The following is a 14493-nucleotide window of genomic DNA, read 5'->3' on the forward strand; positions in this document are numbered from 1 at the left end:
GTACTCTCGCGGGCGTCGCGAAGCCGCGGGTCGGGGCAGCGGATGCCGCGGCATCCGCTGCCGGAGACCTGCGGCTAGTGCGTGTCGACCTGGTGGGCCACGTACTGCACGGGAGCGGGCAGGTGCGCCTCGCTCCGCACGGTGCGGGAGAACCGCTCGATCGACTTAAGCGCGCTGACCAGCTCGTCGGGGGTGATCGGGAACGGCATGTTGTGGATGGTCTCCCCCTGCACCGTCGCCGCCTCGGCGACGCGGCGCAGGTCATCCTCGTCGTCGACGCTGAGGCCGACCTCCGTCAGCGTGTTCGGCAGCCCGACCCGGGTCGTGAACTCGATGAAGTCGCGGATCTCCTGGGTCGGGGCGCCCTCGAGCACGAGCTGCGTGACCGAGCCGATGTTGACCTTCTGCCCGTGCGCGAGCCCGTGGGTCTGGTGCGCCGCGGTCAGGCCGTTGTGGATCGCGTGCGCCGCGGCGAGCCCGCCGGACTCGAATCCGAGCCCCGACAGCAGCGTGTTCGCCTCGACGAGCTTCTCGACGGCCGGGGTGACCTGGTGGTCGCGCACGGCGTCGAGGGCGGGGAGCGCGTTGTCCCAGATCACGCCCCAGGACAGTTCGGCGAGCGCGGTGCCCGCGAGGGTCGGCAGGCCGCCGGCCATCGTGTTCGCGTGCGCCTGCCTCGTCGCCCGGGCCTCGAGCCACGTCGCGAGCGCATCGCCGACGCCCGCCGCCAGGAACGCGGCAGGGGCATCCGCAACGAGCTGGGTGTCCATCAGCACGAGGTCAGGGTTCTTCGGGAAGAAGCGGTACTCCTCGAACGCGCCATCTGCGGTGTAGATCACGGAGAGGGCCGAGGTGGGGGCATCCGTTGATGCGACGGAGGGCACCGTGACCCAGCGGATCCCGGCGAGGAACCCGGCCGCCTTCACGGCGTCCATGGTGCTGCCGCCGCCGAGGGCGACGATGACGTCGGCGCCGGTCCTGTCGATCACGCCGACGAGGCGGGTGACCTCCGCGGCCGTGGGGATGCCGCCGAAACGTTCCCGGGTGACGGGCAGCTGGGCGGCGCGCAGCGAGTCCGTGGCGCGCTGCCCGAGGATCCCCCAGACGACGTCGTCGGAGACGAGGAGCGGGGTCTTCCCGAGCGGCGCGAGGAATTCGCCGAGCCGGGACAGCGCCCCTTTCCCCTGGACGTAGCGGCCGGGGCTGATGATGGTGCGAATGGCGCTGGAGGCGGCCATGACGATCTCCTTCTTCAAGCGATGCGGATGCCGCCAGCCTAAATTCGCCGGTGCCGGCCCGGTCAGGGGCCCTGTCACCATGTGAGAAGCTGCCTCACGCGCCGAACCCGGGATCTTCTCAGGAGCCGGACGATTGTGCCCGGGCCGGGCCCGACCGACAATGGCCGCATGAAGACCACGGATGCTCTTCCCCTGTCCCAGCCGCCGTCGCCCCGGACGCTCGCCCAGCCGCCACTGACGTCCAACGTCACGGCACTGCCGGCACCGCCCGCCCCGAGCGGGGTCGCCTCGATCCTGAAGACGCTCGCGATCCTCGAGATCGTCGCCGAACGTGGCGGGGCCACGGCGAAGGAGGTCTCCGCGAGCCTCGGCTATCCGCTGCCGACCGTGTACCGGCTCATGCAGACGCTCGTGCAGAGCGACTACCTCGTGCACATCCGCCGGGAGCGCAAGTTCGAACTCGGCTACAAGCTGCATCAGCTCGGCGTCTCGCTGCATCGCCAGATCGGGGTGCCCGCCGAGGTGCGCACCGAGATCGCCCGCCTGCACCGCAACGCCCAGGCGGCCGCGTACTTCGCCGTCTACCGGGGGGCCGATGTCGTCGTCACGTACATCGTGGATTCCCCGGCAGCCCCGCGCCTCACCCCGTTGAGCTTCGGGTTCCACGAGGCCGCGCACGCGACCGCCTTCGGCAAGATCATGTTGAGCGGCATGACCGGCGAACAGCGCGACCAGTACCTCGACGCTCATGGGCTGCCGCAGCTGACCCCGGCGACGATCACGGATCGCGGGGAACTCGAACGCCAGCTCGAGTCGATCTCCCGGTCGCACGTCGCCTGGGAGCACGAGGAATTCGTGCCGGGTATGACGTGCGCCGCGGTCGGCGTGCGCAACTCCGCAGGCCTGCTCGTCGGCTCCGTGGCGATCTCGGCCCGCGCGGACTCCATCGCGATCCGCGAACGCGACCACGAGCGGATGCTGCGCGAGACCGCTGCCGGACTCTCGCGGTACTTCCGCTCCGGCAGCGTCAGGCGCTGAGCATCCGCTCCGCGACGGTTAGCGGGCCTCCCACCAGGGCGTGATCACGGCGCGCGCGAGGGTGTGCGCGCCGAGGTTGAAGGTGAGGAACGCGGGCGTCGACGTCTCGGGGATCCCGATCGTGTCGACGTCGAGGGCGTGCACGGCGATGTAGTAGTTGTGCCGCCCGTGGCCGGCCGGCGGGGCCGCACCGAGGTAGCGGCGGAGGCTCGCGTCGTTGGTCAGCTGCCAGGCGCCGGGCGGGAGCAGGGTGCTGTCCTCCTCCCCCGCACCGGTCGGCAGGCTCGTCGTCGAAACGGGGATGTCGGCGACGGCCCAGTGCCAGAATCCGCTCGCCGTCGGGGCGAGCGGATCGTACATCGTGACCGCGAAGCTTCGGGTTCCCGCCGGGAAACCGCTCCAGTGCAGTTCCGGGGACGTGTCGCTGCCGCCGGCGCCGAAGATCCCGCTGCGCTGGGGCGGGTCGAGTTCCCGGCCGTTCTCGACATCGTTCGATTCGAGGGTGAAGGTCGGCACGTCGCCGATCTGGTCGTACGGGGTTCTCATCATCTGGTCGTGGGTCATGGGTGCGTCATCTCCTTGTCGGGCGTGGTTCGGGACGGTGTCAGGGTGCCGGAGGGGTCCCGGATCCCGGAGCCGGTAGCCCGGTCACAGGGACCGGTTGGCGAGCTGTTCGGCGATATGGTCGGCCTGCCGGATGGCGAGGGCCACGATCGTGAGCGTCGGGTTGGCCGCGGCGCCGGTCGTGAAGACCGACCCGTCGCTCACGAACAGGTTCGGCACATCGTGGGCACGCCCGAACTTGTTCACCACGCCGTCCTCCGGTCGTGCGCTCATCCGGCTTGTGCCGAGGTTGTGCGTCGAGGGATACGGCGGGGTGCGGTGCGCCGAGATCGACCCGACCGCGTCGTAGAGCAGTTCGGCCTGGCGGTAGCCGTGGTCGCGCATGGCGACGTCGTTCGGGTGGTCGTCGAAGTTCACGTTCGCGACCGGCAGGCCGGCAGCATCCGTGACCGAACCGTTGAGGGTGATCCGGTTGGTCTCCTGAGGCATGTCCTCGCCGACGATCCAGAGCCCCGCGGTGTGCGCGTAGCCGTCGAGGATCGACGTGAAGTCGCGCCCCCACGAACCCGGGTCCGCGAAGGCCGCGAGGAACGCCGGCCCGAGCGAAAGGGTCTCGAGGTAATAGCCGCCCGCGAAGCCGCGGCGCTCGTCGTGGCGCGCCTCGTCCGCGATGATCCCGGCCATGGTCTCGCCGCGGTAGGAGTGCACCGGGTCGGGGAACTGGGCGTAGACGGAGCCGGTCGTGTGCCGCATGTAGTTGCGGCCGACCTGGCCGGAGGAGTTCGCGAGTCCGTCCGGGAACAGTGAGCTCGCGCTGAGCAGCAGCAGTCGAGGCGTCTCGATCGAATTCCCGGCGACACAGACGATGCGTGCCCGCTGCCGGTGCATGCCGCCGGCGGCATCGAGGTACAGCACGGCATCGGCGCGCCCGGTCCGGTCGTGCGTGATCTGCACGGCCTGGCTGAGCGGCCGCAGGTCGAGGTGACCGGTCGCCTCCGCACGGGGAATCTCGCGCACGAGGGTGCTCCACTTCGCGCCGGACTTGTCGCCCTGGAAGTTGAAGCCGTCCTGCACGGATGCCGGGCGCCCGTCGTACGGCTCGGCGTTCGTCGCGTACGGACCGGTCGCGTAGAAGTTGTAGCCGACCCGGGCGGCACCGTTGGCGAACACCTTGTAGTTGTTGTTGGCGGGCAGGGCGGCGCGACCGTGCCGGTGCGTCGAGCCCATCGCGATCTCGGCGCGGTCGTAGTACGGCGCGAGTTCGGCGAGGGTGATCGGCCAGTCGAGCAGGTTCGCGCCGTCGATATCGCCGTAGGTGCTGCGGGCCTGGAATTCGTGGGCGAGGAAGCGCGGCGTGGCGCCGGACCAGTGCGTGGTGCTTCCGCCGACGGCCTTGACGATCCACGCCGGCAGGTTCGGGAAGTCACGGGCGATGCGCCAGGAGCCACTCGTCGTGCGCGGGTCGAGCCAGGCCATCTGCGAGAACGCCGCCCACTCGTCGTTGACGTATTCCGCATTGGTGATGTGGGGCCCTGCCTCGAGCACGACGACCGGGATGCCCCGGGCAGTGAGCTCGTAGGCGAGGGTGCCGCCTCCCGCTCCGGACCCGATGATGACGACGGCCTCCTCGTCGTGGTCGATGGCGCTCACTTCGTCACCTCGTCCCTGCCCGAAGCGGATTCCGGGGCTGCGGATGCCGCAGCCGGGGTCGCCGGGGTCGCGGCACCGACCTGCCGGGTGAGCGGGCCGATCTCGACGTAGCGCAATTCGCCGGTGTATTCCTCGATCCGCGGCTCGGGGAGCCAGTCGAGGTCGTTGAAACCGCGGTGCAGATAGCCGCCCTTGTCGAAGGATGCGCCCTCGTAGCCGAGCGCTTGCCAGACCTCCGGGAGGTTGTAGAGGGTCAGCACGGTGTTCGCACGAACGAAGCCGAAGAATTCGGTCTGTTCGATCGCGCGGAGGCGGGCCGTGGCATCCATCGCATTGAGGTCGAGGAACGCTCCGGCCGGGAGGGTGTCGAGGCTCGCGAGGCCGGACGACAGGGCGAGGAAGTGCCGTGGCGTCTTCTCGGCGAGCGCGATCAGGGCGTCTGCGGTCTTCTCGTATGCGGTGTCCGGCAGTTGCGCGTGCGGGAATGCCACCCGGATGACGCGCACGAGCAGGGCCCGCGCCTGCGGGGAGTCGAGGAAGCCGCTCGGGGCTTCCGAGGTTTCGAGGAACGTCACTGTTGGTCTCCTTCGGATGGATCGGGGTGGATCTGGCTCAGGCGGCGTGACCGGGTACGAGGATGCCGCGGCCGACCAGGCGACCGCTCTCGAGGTCGGCGATCGCGTCGTTGGCGGCCTCGAGCGGGTAGACGGCGGTGTGCAGGGTGACCTTGCCCTGGGCGGTGAGGGTCATCAGTTCGACAAGGTCGGTGTATGTGCCGACGAGGTTGCCGATCACATTGATCTCGCGGGAGATGATCTCGATCGTCGGCAGGCTGACCGTACCGCCGTAGCCGATCACGTAGTGCGAGCCACGGTTCCGGAGCAACTTCGGGGCGAGCAGTTCTGCGCCGCGTTCGCCGACGAAGTCGAAGACGATGTGCGCGCCGCCACCGGTGATCTCGGCGACGGCCTTCTCGACCGCCGCGTCGCTCGTCGCGAGCACGGTGTGGTGGGCGCCGATCTGCCCGGCGAGCTCGAGCGCCGCTTCGGAGCGGTCGACGACCGTGATTTCCGCGCTCGTGATCGCCGCGAGGCTCTGCACGCCGATGTGCCCGAGGCCGCCGGATCCGATCACGACGGCGTGGCTGCCGGGGAAGAGCACCGGGGCGGCCTTCCGCACGGCGTGGTACGCGGTGAGTCCGGCATCCGCCAGAGCGGCCACGTCCCGGGGCTGGAGCACGGGGTCGAGCTTCACCACGGCGCGCGCGTTCGTGCGCAGCACCTCGGCCATGCCGCCGTCGACGTTGATGCCGGGGAAGGTGGCGTTCTCGCAGTGCGAGTCCTGGCCCTCCCGGCAGGCGGGGCAGAGCCCGCAGCTGGTGAGCGGATGCATGATGACGGTGTCCCCGACCGCGACGTTGTGCACGGCCGAGCCGCACGCCCGTACCCAGCCGGCGTTCTCGTGGCCGAGGGTATAGGGCAGGTGCGGGTGCTGGATCGGATCCCACTGGCCTTCGATGATGTGCAGGTCGGTACGGCAGAGCCCGGCGGCGCCGACGTCGACGAGCACGTCCCACGGGCCGAGGATCTCGGGCTCCGGCACGTCGTCGAGGGTCGGCTGTGCGCCATAGGAATGGATCCGGACAGCCTTCACCGTGACCTCCTGCATCCCGGGTTCTCGCCGGGCGACGTTGCCCGGCCTGCCGCACCCCCGAGGGGTCGGCACGAGATCCTCATACTCTCGGTGCTGGGCCGCCGACTCGAAAGCGCGCCTCTCACCACGTGAGAAGCGCGCACCTCGCCGGGCCACCCCTTCCGCGAAAGCGGTGAATCGTCGTTCAGGCCGTGTCCAACCGACGATTCACCCGCTTTCGCGGAAAGCCGCATGGCCGGTTTAATGGAGCTATGACCTCTTCACCCGTTCTGCAGTTCCACGACGGCCACTCCATCCCGCAGCTGGGGCTCGGGGTCTACAAGATTCCGGATGCCGACGCGGCCGACGCCGTGCAGGTCGCGCTCGAGTCCGGGTACCGGCACGTCGACACCGCAGCGCTCTACGCCAATGAGGCCGGCGTCGGCCAGGGCATCGCCCGGGCCGGCCTCCCCCGCGGCGACGTCTTCGTGACGACCAAGGTGTGGAACGCGGACCACGGCTACGACAGCACCCTGCGTGCCTTCGACGAGAGCCTCGGCAAGCTCGGGCTCGACTACGTCGACCTGTACCTGATCCACTGGCCGGCCCCGCGCCAGGACAAGTACGTCGACACCTGGCGGGCCCTCGAGGCGATCCGCGCCGACGGGCGGGCCCGCTCGATCGGCGTCTCCAACTTCCACCCGCATCACCTCGACCGGCTTCTCGCCGAAACCGACGTGGTTCCCGTGGTCAACCAGATCGAGCTGCACCCCTGGCTGCAGCAAGCGGATGCCCGTGCCTACGACGCCGCCCACGGCATCCTCACCGAAGACTGGTCACCCCTCGCCCGCGGCAGGGCGATCGGCAACCCGACACTCGACGCCATCGGCGCCCGCTACGGCAAGTCAGCAGCGCAGGTCGTGATCCGCTGGCACCTCGACCTCGGGAACATCGTGATCCCGAAGTCGGTGACACCGTCCCGCATCCGCGAAAATCTCGACGTCTTCGACTTCAGCCTGGACGCGGCCGACCTCGCCGCGATCGCGACCCTCGACTCCGGCGAGCGCACCGGCCGGGACCCCGACGACCTCGGCTGATCGCACCCCGCACGCACCAGCATCCGCGAGAGTGCTACCAGCGCGGGTGGATCTGGGCGCGGAGGAGCCGGTCGTAGATGTCGCGAACGCCGGCGAGGAACTCGGCGCTGAGCGGGGGAACCGACCCGGCCGCCGCGTTGCCCTGCGCCTGCGCGATCGAGCGCGCGCCGGGGATGACGGCGCTCACGCCGTCCTGCTGGGCGACCCAGGCGAGCGCGGCCTGTGCGGGCGTGAGCCCGGCGGGAACGAGCGCGGCGAACTCGGCGGCCGCCGTGAGCCCGGTCTCGTAGTCGACGCCCGAGAAGGTCTCGCCGACGTCGAAGTGGCTGCCGTCGCGGTTGTAGTTGCGGTGGTCGTTCTCGGCGAAGGTCGTGGCGCGGGTGTACTTGCCGGTGAGCAGACCGCTCGCGAGCGGCACCCGGGCGATGATGCCGACCCCGGCGGCGCGGGCCGCGGGAAGCACGGTGTCGAGCGGCTTGAGCCGGAACGCATTCAGGATGATCTGCACCGTCGCGGTGGCCGGGCGGGAGATCGCCGCGAGGGCCTGGTCGCAGGTCTCGACGCTGAAGCCGTACGCGGCGATCGTGCCGTCGGCGACGAGGGTGTCGAGCGCGTCGTAGACCTCGCCCGATTCGACGACCGCGCTCGGCGGGCAGTGCAGCTGCACGAGGTCGAGGGTGTCGACACCGAGGTTGCGGCGGGAGCGTTCGGTCCAGGCCCGGAAGTTGGCGAGCACGTAGTTCTCGGCGAGCTGGTCGACGCGGCGGCCCATCTTGGTCGCGACCGTGATCCCGGCGTCCTTACCGTCCCCGGCGAGGTAGCGCCCGATGATCTGCTCGCTGCGTCCGTCGCCGTAGACGTCCGCGGTATCGAAGAAGGTGACGCCGGCGTCGACGGATGCTGCGAGAACGGCGGTCGCGTCGGCCTCGCTGACGTCCCCCCAGTCCGCTCCCAGTTGCCAGGTTCCGAGCCCGATCACGGAGACGGTTCGGTCGGTTCTTCCCAGGGTGCGTGTGTCCATGTCCCCAGCCTAATCACCCGGCCGGCCGCCCTGGTCAGCGTGCGACAGCGGATGCCGGTGCGCGCGGCCCCTCCGGGTCCACCGGTCGGTCGTCGACCCCGGTCGCAGTCTCGATGACTGCGAGCAGCTCCCGGGCCAGGCGCGGCCGGATCAGGTGGTCGTTCGCCTCCACGCGGTGCATCGAGACGTGGCGCATCCGCTCGATCACGGTCAGGCTGCCCGACTGGATGAACGCGTCGAGGCTGCCGTAGACGACGTCGACGGGCACGCGTAGGATCGCGATGTCGCTCACGAGCGTCTGCGATTCGATGCAGTGCTCGAGGGACTTCACGAAGGGGGTCCAGTTGCGTTCGGTGATCTCGAAGATGCCCTTCGGCAGCATCCGCGAGATGATCGCCGCGTTCGTGATGGTGCGATCCTTGTTCTCCCGCAGGAACGCATAAACGCGCAGGTACACATTGACCCGGGCACGCACCCAGCGGTCCCCGATCTCGGACGGCGAGAGATAGACGGGCGGGCCCACGAGAACAACGCGCGAGATTCGGGTGCGGCGATCGAACCGGGTCAGCTGCGACGCCGCGAGCCGGGCGACGATGAGGCTGCCGAGGGAATGGCCGACGAGCACGAACGGCTCGCGCAGCCGGAGCGAGCGGATCGTGGCTGCGAGCGCCTCGACGTGGTCCTCGAGCCGGTACTCGCAGCCCTCAGGAGCCGGCGATTCGCCGAAACCGAGGATGTCGACCGCGATGACCCGGTGCCGCGGGGTGAGCAGCGGCACCAGTTCCCGGAATGTCACGGACGAACTGGCGATGCCGTGCACGAGGATGACGACCGGCCCCGTGCCTTCATCGGTCGCGATGTGCAGGAGGGGCGGGCGGCGTCGACGGAACCGATCCCTCATCGCCGCCCACCATCCCATGACTCAAGTATCGTCGCGCAGGCCTTCCTTGAACTCCTTGGTGGCCTTCGTCGCGTCGCGCTCGGCCTCGGCGTGCTTGACGCCGGCCTCCGCGCGCTTGACCTCGGCATCCGCCTTGATCTCGTCGACCTTGTCTTCGATCCGGTCCTTGGTGTCCTCGAACGTCCGGCTGATCTTCTGCCCGGTCGCGTCGAGGGCGTCCTTGGCGTTCTCTGCGAATCCCATGTTTCCTCCGTCGTGTGTCGAATGTGTCTCATGGAGCGTGCGTGTCAGGGAGAGCGCGTCTCGTGGAACGTGTGTCCCGTGGCACTCGGCCGGCGTTGCCTGGCCGATGAATCGACCCTAACAACTGCGCCCGCACCGAGACGGGATTGTGATTCGACTCCCAGACGGCGTCCAGACAGTGGCCTCAGGGCGCGCCATACAGTTGCCCCATGAAACGTTTTCCCGCCGCCGCAGCGCTCCTCGCCGCCGTGCTCCTGCTGGCCGGATGCTCCGCCTCCGGCTCGTCGAACGATGCCGGCTCCTCCGTGACGAACCCCGGAACCGGCGCCGCAACGGGCGACGGAACGACCAAGGATTCCGGGATCCTCGGGGCCCCGCAAGCCGGAGACGCCGCCCGGAGCGCCACCTCGGGCACCGTCGCCGGCAGCACGAGCGAAGTCGCGTCGGGCCAACGCGACGTGATCATGACGGGATCGATGTCGGTCACGGCAAAAGACCCGATCAAGGCGACGCAGGACGCCGTGACGATCACCGAACAGGCCGGCGGCCGCATCGACAGCCGCACCGAGAACCCCGCGACCGACAACCAGCCGGCCAGCGCAACCCTCACCCTGCGCATCCCGGCCGCCGCCCTCGACCGCACGGTGACCGACCTGAAGAAGCTCGGTACCCTCAACTACGTGTCGCTCAACGCCTCGGACATCACCCAGCAGACCCAGGACCTCGACGCCCGCATCACCGCCCTGAAGACCTCCGTCGACCGGCTGCTCTCACTGATGCAGCAGGCGACGACGACGACAGACCTGATCGCGATCGAGGGCACGCTCTCCCAGAGGCAGGCGGACCTCGAAAGCCTGCAGTCGCAGCGCAATTTCCTGTCCGATCAGGTCGACTTCTCGACGATCACCCTCTCCCTCTACTCAACGGGCACCGTCGCACCCGGCGCCCCCGGCGACTTCTGGACCGCGATCGGGGCCGGCTGGGCGGCCATGGTCGGCGCCCTCGGCGCCGCGCTCGTCGGCATCGGCTACGCGCTGCCGTGGATCGCACTCCTCGGCGCGACCGCGCTCATCGTGATCCTCATCGTGCGGATGTCCCGGCGCAAGGGAAAGGCTGCTTAGGCTTGGGGGGTGACCCACTCCACCCCCCACCGCTCCCCGCCGGGCCCCACAAAGGTCCGTCGAACGGATGTCTGACGCCACCGTCAGCATCGGGGTCTTCGACAACGCGGGCTACACCCGCGCGGTCCTCGACCTGACCATGCGCCTCGCCGAGGTCATCTTCGCCGCCGGTGCCGGCGCCGAGGATGCCACCGCCGCGATGGAAGCGATCACCCGCGCGTACGGGCTCAAGGGTACCGAGGCGAACGTGACGCACACGATCATCGCCCTCACCCACGAAGACCCGGGCACGCACGAGTCGATCACGCGCAGCCGCAACGTCAAGTACCGCTCGCTCAACTACGGGAAGCTCACCGCCACGAGTGAGCTGATCGCCGAACTCATCGAGAATCCCATCGATGTCGCCGACGCGCGCAAGGCCCTCGCGACCATCGTGAGCGCCCGCCCCCAGGTCACCGCGCTCTGGCGTCGGCTCGGCTGGAGCCTCGTCGGCGCCGGCGCCGCCGTACTGATCGGTGGCGGGCTCACCGTGCTCGTCGCCGCGTTCATCGCGACCTTCTTCATCGACCTGATCACGACGGCGCTCGACCGGCGACAGGTGCCGGTCTTCTACCAGAACGTCGTCGGCGGGGCCATCGGCCCGATGACGGCAGCTGTCGTCGCGCTCGTCGACCCGTCCGCGAATCCCTCCCTCGTCGTGATCGCGACGATCATCATGCTCCTCGCCGGGGTCACGACCTTCGGCGCGGTCCACGACACCCTGTCCGGCTTCTACCTCACCGGAACCGCCCGCATGATGGAGGCGCTCCTCATCACCGGCGGCCTGGTGACCGGCGTCGCCGGGGCGTCGCTCCTCCTCGCCCGGTTCGGCCTGGTGCTGCGGGTGAACGGCAACGTCGCGTTGACGTTCGCCGACGTGGCCGCGCTCCTCGCGGCATCCGTCGTCATCGTCGTGGGCTTCGCGCTCGCGGTGCAGGTGCCGTGGCGCGCGTACTGGGTCGTGTGCCTGCTCGGGGCGCTCGCCGAAATCCTGTACCTGGGTGGCACGAGCGCGGGCTTCGGGCTGGTCTGGTCGTCGGCGGCCGCGGCCGTCGGAGTGGGGCTCGCCGCCGCGCTCACGTCACGGGTCGTGCGCACGCCGCCGCTCGTGATCGTCGTGACGGCACTCGTGCCGCTCGTGCCCGGGCTGACCCTGTTCAGCGGCCTGCTGCAGCTCTCCGACGGCAACATCGACGGCGTGCTCAGCATGCTGACCGCCGGTGCGGTCGCCGTGGCGCTGGCGGCGGGGGCGATCCTCGCCCAGTACCTCGTGCAGTTCGTCTGGGGCCCGGCACGCAGGCTGCAGCGCCGCTTCGTCGGTCCGCTGATGGCGCTTCCGGTGCGGCTCAGCCGCAGCCCGGGCAAGCGCATCTAGCCACGCCACGTGCACCGTTCCGGTCGAGAGTGCCCGTTCCGCGCGTCACTCTCGACCGGAACGGAACACGTCCTGTCCGTCCGGCAGCCCGGGGTCAGTTCGGGACGTCGGCCTCTCCGGTTTCGTCGTGGAGGTCCTCGACGTAGCGGTACGAGATCGGTTCCTCGGTGACGTGCCCGAGCTTGAAGACGCGCCGCACGATCTGCCCGTCCTCCTCGACTTCGAGGGTGACCTCCTGGGCGTATCTGCCGTTGACGTATTCCAGTACTCGTTCGGTTCCCGCGGCGATCGGGTTGGCGCCGTAGAAGATCGCCCGGTACGTGTCGTTCTCGCTCATATTCCCTCAATCCCTCAGGTGGCTGGTCGCACACAGCCTACGACCGGCGCGCCCGGGCACAAGGGCCGGGCCGAGCGGATGCCGTTCCCAGCGATTCCGCGTAGGGTCGAGGAAGACGATGCCGCTGGGGCTCGGGTCGAAGGAGTGCACATGGCTGACAAATCACCCAAGAAGGACGCGACCAAGAAGGTCGCCGGAAAATCTCTCAAGGAGAAGCGTGCCGACAAGCACGCCAAGTCCAACGAGACGGCCGAGAAGGCACGGAAGGCGTAGCCTCCGCCCGATTAGTTTCACGCAGTTCCACTGCAGACAGGGTGCTGTCCCGCTTCGGCGGGGCGGCACCCTTCTTCCGTTAGGCCAGGTCCCGCCGAATGCCGGAGACGGCCTCGGAACCCCGGATCTCGACGAGGAGCTCCAGGATCCGGTCGACGACCGCCGTCGTCACCGCCCGGCAGACGATGCTGTGGCGGCCCAATTCCGTGAGGCCGCCGGCCCGCACCCGGATCACCTCCCAGCCGACCTCGTTCAGGGCCGCGTCCTTCTCCCGGTCTGAGGCCTCCTTGAGGCCGCGATGCGCCAGGCCGTCGCGCCCAGGGTCGTCGTATTCGATCGCGATCCGGAGCGCCGGAATGATGATGTCCGGCCAGACCTCGGGCTTGCCGTAGAAGGTGCGGCTGATGCGTACGGCATTCACTCGGTGCGGCAGGCGGATGCGCTCCCCGAGCGCCACCCGCAGCCGTTGCTCGGTCGCGGAGGTGCCGAGCCGCAGGCCGGGCTTCATGAACGGCACGCCGCCCTCGAACCGGGCGGCCGGGGCGGCGGCATTGGCCTGGCACCGGGGGCACCCGGGGCCGGTGAGGGCTTCGCGGACCGTCGCGGTGTACCGGGAGTGGCCGCGGGTGCAGATCCAGTCGTAGACGGCGCCGATGCGGGTCTCCTGCGCGAGGGCGCCGCGCGCGCCCGCCGCGACCGTGCCGACCAGCTGGGCCCTGGTGCGCCGGGTCTCACGCAGGAGCACGCAGAGCGGGCAGTCCCTGTTCAGGGTGATGCGCGCATCCGCTGCCGGGGCGCCGTGGCCGCAGCGGAACCGCACCGCAGTGCCGCCGCTCGCTGTGCCGCCGCCTCCTGCCGGGATGTCCGTGCCGCTCATGCCCCGCACCCTCGTTCGTGGCCGAGGCTACCGGGCACCCCCGACACCGGTGCTGCGGATGCCGCGTCAGACGGCCTCGAGCACGCTCACGTAGTTCGCGACGCCGACTCCACCCATGTTCTGCACGAGCGCCCGGCGCGGGGCATCGAGCTGCATGTCGCCGGCGGTGCCGGTGAGCTGCATCGCGGAGACGACGTGCTGCGACACTCCGGTCGCCCCGACCGGGTGGCCCTTCGCCTTGAGTCCGCCGGAGATGTTGACCGGGAGCCTGCCGCCGCGGTACACCCAGCCCTCCTCGACGGCCCGGCGGCCCTCGCCGGGCGGGGTGAGCCCCATCGCCTCGTACATGATCAGCTCGGCGATCGTGAAGCAGTCGTGCACCTCGGCGAAGTCGAGCTCGTCCAGGCCCACCCCCGCCATCCGCAGGGCGCGTTCGAACGAGATCCGGGTCGCCGCGAAGGCGGTGGGGTCGCGGCGGGCGGCGGGCAGGAAGTCGTTGGCCTGACCGAAGCCGGTGAGCCGCACGGGATCGGTCGCGGCTCCGGAGCGGCGGGGCGCCCCTGCCGTGAGTACGATCGCGGCGGCCCCGTCGGAGACCGGGGAGCAGTCGGTGCGCCGGAGCGGCCCGGCCACGATCGGATTCTTCTCGGAGACGGTGCGGCAGAAGTCCTCGCCGAGGTCCTTGCGCAGCTGGGCGAAGGGGTTGTCGACGCCATTGCGGTGGTTCTTGGCGGCGATGGAGCCGAGCACGTCGCCGACGTCGCCGTAGCGGTCTGCGTATGCCTCGGCGACGACGGCGAAGAGGCCGGCGAAACCGGATGTCGACGGCTGGCCGGCCAGGTCGTAGTCGGCGCCGAGCAGCGCGGATCCCACCCGCTCGGATGAGGCATCCGTCATTTTCTCCGCCCCGATCACGAGCACGGTGCGGGCGGTGCCGGCAAGCAGGGACTTGACGCCCTGCTGGAACGCGGCCGAGCCGGAGGCGCAGGCGTTCTCGACCCGGGTGGCCGGAACGTACGCGAGCGCCGGGTCGGTCTGCAACGCGAGCGAGGACGCGAAGGCGAGCGGAACGAGCCCGGAGTTGAAC

Annotated in this window: 16 protein-coding genes; 5 read left to right on the forward strand and 11 right to left on the reverse strand. The window is 69.9% G+C overall.

Annotated elements, in window-relative coordinates:
- Nucleotides 1–74: 74 nt before the first annotated feature.
- The gene (locus tag QN357_RS12695; protein ID WP_134449346.1) at nt 75–1238 is read right to left on the reverse strand and encodes a glycerol dehydrogenase; all 1164 of its coding nucleotides are present in this window, start codon (nt 1236–1238) and stop codon (nt 75–77) included.
- 168 nt (nt 1239–1406) lie between these two features.
- Between QN357_RS12695 and QN357_RS12700 the strand changes: the two genes are divergently transcribed.
- A complete protein-coding gene (locus QN357_RS12700) occupies nt 1407–2276 on the forward strand; it encodes an IclR family transcriptional regulator (RefSeq protein WP_134560538.1) in 870 nt (289 codons plus the stop codon).
- Between the two features lie 18 nt (nt 2277–2294).
- On the opposite strand, the gene QN357_RS12705 is transcribed toward QN357_RS12700, so the two are convergent.
- From QN357_RS12705 to QN357_RS12720, 4 genes are all read right to left on the reverse strand, one after another.
- Nucleotides 2295–2840 (reverse strand): YbhB/YbcL family Raf kinase inhibitor-like protein, encoded by a 546-nt coding sequence (locus tag QN357_RS12705; protein ID WP_241975489.1) that lies wholly within the window; start codon nt 2838–2840, stop codon nt 2295–2297.
- A gap of 84 nt (nt 2841–2924) precedes the next feature.
- The gene (locus QN357_RS12710; RefSeq protein WP_323504960.1) at nt 2925–4490 is read right to left on the reverse strand and encodes a GMC family oxidoreductase; all 1566 of its coding nucleotides are present in this window, start codon (nt 4488–4490) and stop codon (nt 2925–2927) included.
- Complete coding sequence (locus tag QN357_RS12715) at nt 4487–5065, reverse strand: hypothetical protein (protein WP_174774654.1); 579 nt, start codon at nt 5063–5065, stop codon at nt 4487–4489. The genes QN357_RS12710 and QN357_RS12715 overlap by 4 nt, the downstream gene beginning before the upstream one ends.
- Before the next feature lie 37 nt (nt 5066–5102).
- Nucleotides 5103–6143: an NAD(P)-dependent alcohol dehydrogenase gene (locus tag QN357_RS12720; RefSeq protein WP_323504961.1), complete on the reverse strand. Its 1041-nt coding sequence runs from the start codon at nt 6141–6143 to the stop codon at nt 5103–5105.
- Between the two features lie 251 nt (nt 6144–6394).
- Between QN357_RS12720 and QN357_RS12725 the strand changes: the two genes are divergently transcribed.
- Nucleotides 6395–7219 carry an aldo/keto reductase gene (locus tag QN357_RS12725; protein WP_322135268.1) on the forward strand — a complete coding sequence of 275 codons (825 nt, stop codon included), beginning with the start codon at nt 6395–6397 and terminating at the stop codon, nt 7217–7219.
- Between the two features lie 34 nt (nt 7220–7253).
- Here the strand turns inward: QN357_RS12725 and QN357_RS12730 are convergent, their stop codons facing one another.
- The 3 genes from QN357_RS12730 to QN357_RS12740 are packed head-to-tail and all read right to left on the reverse strand — an operon-like array spanning nt 7254 to nt 9384.
- Nucleotides 7254–8240, reverse strand: coding sequence for an aldo/keto reductase (locus QN357_RS12730; RefSeq protein WP_323504962.1), 987 nt, complete (start codon nt 8238–8240; stop codon nt 7254–7256).
- A gap of 34 nt (nt 8241–8274) precedes the next feature.
- The gene (locus QN357_RS12735) at nt 8275–9141 is read right to left on the reverse strand and encodes an alpha/beta fold hydrolase (RefSeq protein WP_241975490.1); all 867 of its coding nucleotides are present in this window, start codon (nt 9139–9141) and stop codon (nt 8275–8277) included.
- A 21-nt stretch (nt 9142–9162) separates the two neighbouring features.
- Nucleotides 9163–9384, reverse strand: coding sequence for a hypothetical protein (locus QN357_RS12740; protein WP_134449340.1), 222 nt, complete (start codon nt 9382–9384; stop codon nt 9163–9165).
- 209 nt (nt 9385–9593) lie between these two features.
- Between QN357_RS12740 and QN357_RS12745 the strand changes: the two genes are divergently transcribed.
- Nucleotides 9594–10505 carry a DUF4349 domain-containing protein gene (locus tag QN357_RS12745; protein WP_323504963.1) on the forward strand — a complete coding sequence of 304 codons (912 nt, stop codon included), beginning with the start codon at nt 9594–9596 and terminating at the stop codon, nt 10503–10505.
- Nucleotides 10506–10572: 67 nt separating this feature from the next.
- Nucleotides 10573–11919 carry a threonine/serine ThrE exporter family protein gene (locus QN357_RS12750; RefSeq protein WP_134449338.1) on the forward strand — a complete coding sequence of 449 codons (1347 nt, stop codon included), beginning with the start codon at nt 10573–10575 and terminating at the stop codon, nt 11917–11919.
- Between the two features lie 94 nt (nt 11920–12013).
- On the opposite strand, the gene QN357_RS12755 is transcribed toward QN357_RS12750, so the two are convergent.
- Nucleotides 12014–12256, reverse strand: coding sequence for a hypothetical protein (locus tag QN357_RS12755; protein WP_134449337.1), 243 nt, complete (start codon nt 12254–12256; stop codon nt 12014–12016).
- Nucleotides 12257–12406: 150 nt separating this feature from the next.
- Between QN357_RS12755 and QN357_RS12760 the strand changes: the two genes are divergently transcribed.
- Nucleotides 12407–12529 carry a hypothetical protein gene (locus QN357_RS12760; protein ID WP_255453709.1) on the forward strand — a complete coding sequence of 41 codons (123 nt, stop codon included), beginning with the start codon at nt 12407–12409 and terminating at the stop codon, nt 12527–12529.
- A gap of 79 nt (nt 12530–12608) precedes the next feature.
- On the opposite strand, the gene QN357_RS12765 is transcribed toward QN357_RS12760, so the two are convergent.
- Nucleotides 12609–13406 (reverse strand): hypothetical protein, encoded by a 798-nt coding sequence (locus QN357_RS12765; RefSeq protein WP_134449336.1) that lies wholly within the window; start codon nt 13404–13406, stop codon nt 12609–12611.
- 66 nt (nt 13407–13472) lie between these two features.
- Nucleotides 13473–14493: thiolase domain-containing protein (locus QN357_RS12770; RefSeq protein WP_323504964.1), on the reverse strand; the 1021-nt coding region annotated here is incomplete at its 5' end.

Source organism: Cryobacterium sp. RTC2.1, from assembly GCF_035018685.1.
In the GTDB taxonomy this organism is placed as follows: domain Bacteria; phylum Actinomycetota; class Actinomycetes; order Actinomycetales; family Microbacteriaceae; genus Cryobacterium; species Cryobacterium glucosi.